Here is a 4597-nt window from a genome sequence, read left to right on the forward strand (position 1 = left end):
AGGCGCGGGCGGTGTGCACGGCCGCGGGGTCCCAGCGCGGCCAGGAACACCCGGGGCCGGGCGCCCCGGTCGGCCAGCTGCGCGTCGGAGCGGGCGCGGAGCGCCTCGTACGCCTCGTCGCGGCGCACCCGCGGCAGCCCGCCGCCGGACCGCTCGGGCGCGGCCTCGCGCCGGACCGGCGGCTCGGCCAGGTTGGGGAACTCGCTCACGCCGGTGATCGGCTCCTTGCGGCTGGCGAGGTCGCGCGAGCGGCGCTCCCAGGTGGCGGCCAGCCGGTCGCGCACCAGCCCGGAGGCGAGGGCGGCGGCCAGTCCCCCGGCCCGCTCGATCTCCTGGAACCAGGCCCACGCGGCGCGGCAGATCTCCTCGGTCAGCGATTCGACGTACCAGGAGCCACCGGCCGGGTCGTTCGCCCGGGCCAGCCCCGACTCCTCCAGCAGGATCGTGGAGCGCGGGGCGGGCGATACGGCGGGCGAAGTCGTCCGGCAGGCCGATCGCGCTGTCGAACGGCAGCACCGTGACCGCGTCGGCGCCGCCGACCCCGGCGGCCAGGCTCGCCACGGTGGTGCGGAGCATGTTCACCCAGGGGTCGCGCCGGGTCATCATCACCGGCGAGGTGACGGCGTGCTGGCGCTGGGCGGTCTCCGCCGAGCCCGTCGACGCCCCGCACGCCTCCGCCACCCGCGCCCACAGCCGCCGGGCGGCGCGCAGCTTGGCGGTGGTGGTGAACTGGTCGGCGGTGGCCGCGTAGCGGAACTCCAGCTCGGCGCAGGCCGCCTCGACCGTCATCCCGGCCCCGGTCAGCGCGCGCAGATACGCCACCCCTGCGGCCAGCGAGCAGCCCAGCTCCTGGGCCACCCCGCCCCCGGCCTCGTGGTACGGCAGCGCGTCCACGGTGAGGGCCCGGACGCCGCGGTGGTCGCGGTAGCAGGTGACCGCCAGGTCGGCGGCGGCTGCCAGGTGGGCGGGCAGGTCCGCGTCCCGGCCGGTGCGGGCCACCAGGCCCAGCGGGTCGGCGCCCAGATTGCCGAGCGCCGCGTGCGGCGGCACCTGACGGTCGGCGTACAGCCGCAGCAGGGCGCGGCCCGCGGCCTCGAAGTCGGGGCCCGCGTCGAGGACGACGGGGGCGAGGTCGAGGTAGACACCGGCCAGGGCCTCGGGCAGCGCGTCGACGGCCACCCCGCCCTCGCCGACCGCCAGCCACACCGACCCGGCGCCGTTCTCCAGGTCCGCGAGCACGGCCCGGTTGGTGGTGCCCGCGTCCGGGTGCGCGTGCCGCTGGCGCACGTCCCAGCCGGAGACCGCGGACCCCGCGGCGCGCGCACCGCGCAGATACGGGGCGAAGCCCGGGTAGCCGGGGTGTCCGGGGTCCTGAGGGGCGTCCTCGGAGGTGTAGAGGGGGCGGACGGTGATGCCGTCCTCGACCTCGGTCGCGAGGGCCTCTTCGGCATGTACGCCCGTGGCGTCCGACGCGCCGGTTTTACGCAGCACGCCTTCCACGAGGCGATGCCACTCGTCTCGCGTCACATCCGGGAATTCATCGGCTAGGGAAAGCCCGTCGGGCAGGACCGTCATGAAAGGGAGGCTAATGGCCTGGGCTAAAGCCGCAGCAGAGGGTAGGGATGTGAGCTTACTCTCGGCCCCGGATGCCCGGTTCCGCCCGATTACCGGTCGGTAAGTCATGAGTTTATGGGGGCCATAGGGGTTGCCGTGGCATCCGGCGCGACGCGGTGAGGGGTGTGCTCACACCGAGCGAGAAGAGTGTGCTCACACAGAGGCCCGCCCGGTGCGACGGGGGATGCACACCGGGCGGGCTCGATGACCTTTTTACCGCATCCACCGAGGGTTATGCATCAAAAGTTTGTTCGCCCCTTCGCTCACCAGGTCACAGGGAGCGAGATCAGGCCACGTGCACGGATGGTCGGCCGCCATCGCAGCTCCTCCCTGGGCACCTCGAGACGCAGCCCCGGAAAACGGGACAACAGCGTGGCCAGAGCGATGTCGGTCTCCATCCGGGCGAGCGGTGCGCCCAGGCAGTAGTGGATGCCATGACCGAGGGCGAGGTGCCCGGATCGGCCAATATGCGGATTGAGAGCGTCCGGGTCCTGGAAGTGCGCCGGATCGCGGTGCGCCGAGGCCACGGAGAGCAGCACGGTCTCCCCGGCGGGGATGGTCACACCGCCGATCTCGATGTCCTCCCGGGGGAAGCGGCGGATGGCGAGCGGGGCCGGGGCCTCATAGCGGGCCAGCTCGTCGAAGGCGGCCGGGATGCGGGCGGGGTCCTCGCGCAGTTCCTTGAGGAGTTCGGGGTGGTCGAGCAGGGAGAGCACGGAGTTGGCGATGAGGTGGACCGTGTTCTCGTACCCCGCGAGCAGGATGAGGAAGGCCAGCGAGGTCAGCTCATCCTCGCTGAGCCGGTCCGCCCCGCCGTCCGTCTCGTCGTCGCGCACCCTGATCAGGTCCGACAGCAGATCGTCGCCGGGCTCGGCGCGCTTCTTCGCGATGAGGCCGGTGTAGAAGCGCAGCATGGCGCCGACCGCCTCCTTCGCCCCCTGCGGCCGCGCCGGGTCGGGGGTGATCAGGGCGTCGCTCCAGGCGCGGAAGTCCCGGCGGTCGCCCTCCGGGACGCCGAGCAGATCGCAGATGACGATGATGGGCAGCTGTCCGGCGTACGCGGCGAGCAGATCCGCCCGCCCTTCGGCCTCGATGGCGTCGAGCAGTTCACCGGCGACGCGCCGGACCGGTTCCCGCAGCTTTTCGACCCGGCCGGGAGTGAACGCCTTGACCACGAGGCGGCGCACCCGGGTGTGGTCCGGGGGATCCATGTTGAGCAGGTTGGTGTCCAGGGCGGGCGGCAGCGAGAAGCCGCTGTAGTTGCCCGGCGCGGCGTGGCGCTTGTCCAGCGAGAGGCGCGGATCGGCGAACGCCCGCCGCACGTCGTCGTAGCGGGTGACCAGCCAGGCGGGGCGGCCGTCGGTGCCGGCGATCCGGTGCACCGGGCCCGCCTCCCGGAGCGCGGCCAGGGCGGGATACAGGTCTTCGATCAGCGCGGCCGTATCGACGGCTGTCTCAGAAGTGGCGGAAGTGTGCGGCATGGCTCCAGACCTTAGGGGCGCTGCGCGCCCGTTCGTCCGATGCGGTGGCCGGGAGGCGGCGTCGGGGCTGAATCTCCCCGACGCCGCCTGCGCCACGGGCGGCCCCGACCCCCGTCCAGGGCCACCTCGCTCTTGGTCCCCCCGATCACCGCCGCAGGCCGTTCTCTGTCTGCTTGAATCAGCAAACCGCGTCCGAGCGCCGCTGCTTCCCCTTCGGCAGCAAGTTGCCAATCCCCGCACCGAGGCCCGTGGGCCTTGACACGCGCGATCTCGGGCCGCCGCACGGATACGACACCGTGCCCGCGCGGTATCGCGCGGGCACGGGATGCGGGTCCGGCCGGGTCCTTGGGAGAATGGCCGGATATAGCGTCAGAAGAGGGGCCGCGGACGGCGCTCAGCAGGGGCGCCGCCAGGGGTCCAGGTCCAGCCGCTTCTGCATCGAGCTGAGCCGCAGCCGCTTCGCGGTCCGGCAGAAGTCCCCCGGCTTCAGGGCGTACTCGACGTGGAAAACCGCCTTGTTCCGCCGGATGAAGGGCGTGAGCTTGTCGCACTCGTCGTACTGGGCGCATTCCTCGTTGACCGCGAAGTCGAAATCCCGCACCAGCCGCGGGATCTGGTCGAGGTCGTTCTTCAGGCCAATGGCCAGTCCCCGCTCATGGGCCAGCCGCGCCATCGCGCGGTTGTAGGCGAGCTGGTGGGCGGCGGTGAGCGGGAAGCCGGTGCGGTTGCGGTAACCGTCCGTCAGATCGGGCTCCACCGCGTCGAAGCCCTTCTCACGGCACATGTCCATCCGCTCGGCCATGAGCGGGCGCAGGACGGACAGCCGGCGGATGTCCAGCCAGCGTTCGCCCCGCCAGCCATTGCCCCGGCCCAGCAGGGACCGGGGGAAGGCGGCGCGATCGGGCCGGAAGTTCTCCCAGGCGCCGACGTTGATGTAGCAGATCACCTTGCGGCCCCGGGCGTGCAGCCGGGCGACGGTGCGGGCGGAGTTCTCGAAGCCGTCGATGTCGTAGACCGGTACGTCGACCGACTCGTCGATCCGGCCCGCCAGCTGCCACTGCCAGGCGGTGCCGGGACGCGGCTGCCAGCGCGACGGCCGGTCGCCGCCGTCGCGGTCCGAGGACCCGCCGCCCGAGCATCCGGTCAGGATCAGCAGCAGAGCGGCGATCAGCGCCGCCGTCAGACGCCGCGCCGTCAGCGCCGTCCGTACGGTCCGCGCCGTCCTTACGGTCACCGGGGAGCCTCCTCCAGCTCGTCGGGCGCGGACCTCCAGGGGTTGGCGCCCGCTCCGGGCACCGCGCAGTGCACGGCGGCGCCGCGCGCCCGGGCGGTGCGGCCCACCTGTGCGGCCCGCCCGCCGGGCACGTCGTACACCAGATGGCAGAAACGTCCCGGTGGATGGGCCGCGGTCCAGTCCGGCACCTCGGCCTCCCGGTAGGTGTCCCACCGGCCCTCGAAGGTGACCAGCAGGTCGGCCAGGGCGGCGTACCGCGGATCGGGAT

General features: G+C 73.0%; 2 protein-coding genes and 2 pseudogenes. All 4 read right to left on the reverse strand.

Features of this window, described 5'->3' with window-relative positions:
• A pseudogene (locus tag SSOG_RS02085) lies at nt 1–1575 on the reverse strand (methylmalonyl-CoA mutase subunit beta); the annotation flags it as partial.
• 302 nt (nt 1576–1877) lie between these two features.
• On the reverse strand, nt 1878–3095 hold the full coding sequence (locus SSOG_RS02090; protein WP_039936344.1) for a cytochrome P450 family protein: 1218 nt from the start codon (nt 3093–3095) through the stop codon (nt 1878–1880).
• 394 nt (nt 3096–3489) lie between these two features.
• Nucleotides 3490–4329 carry an endo alpha-1,4 polygalactosaminidase gene (locus tag SSOG_RS02095; protein WP_009712536.1) on the reverse strand — a complete coding sequence of 280 codons (840 nt, stop codon included), beginning with the start codon at nt 4327–4329 and terminating at the stop codon, nt 3490–3492.
• Nucleotides 4326–4597, reverse strand: a pseudogene (locus SSOG_RS02100) (spherulation-specific family 4 protein); the annotation flags it as partial. The gene SSOG_RS02095 and the pseudogene SSOG_RS02100, both read right to left, overlap by 4 nt.

The organism is Streptomyces himastatinicus ATCC 53653, assembly GCF_000158915.1.
In the GTDB taxonomy this organism is placed as follows: domain Bacteria; phylum Actinomycetota; class Actinomycetes; order Streptomycetales; family Streptomycetaceae; genus Streptomyces; species Streptomyces himastatinicus.

What these genes read in the sequence shown, in the direction of transcription:
- SSOG_RS02090 (WP_039936344.1), bottom strand. Translation starts at nt 3,095, where the DNA reads ATGCCGCACACTTCCGCCACTTCTGAGACAGCCGTCGATACGGCCGCG.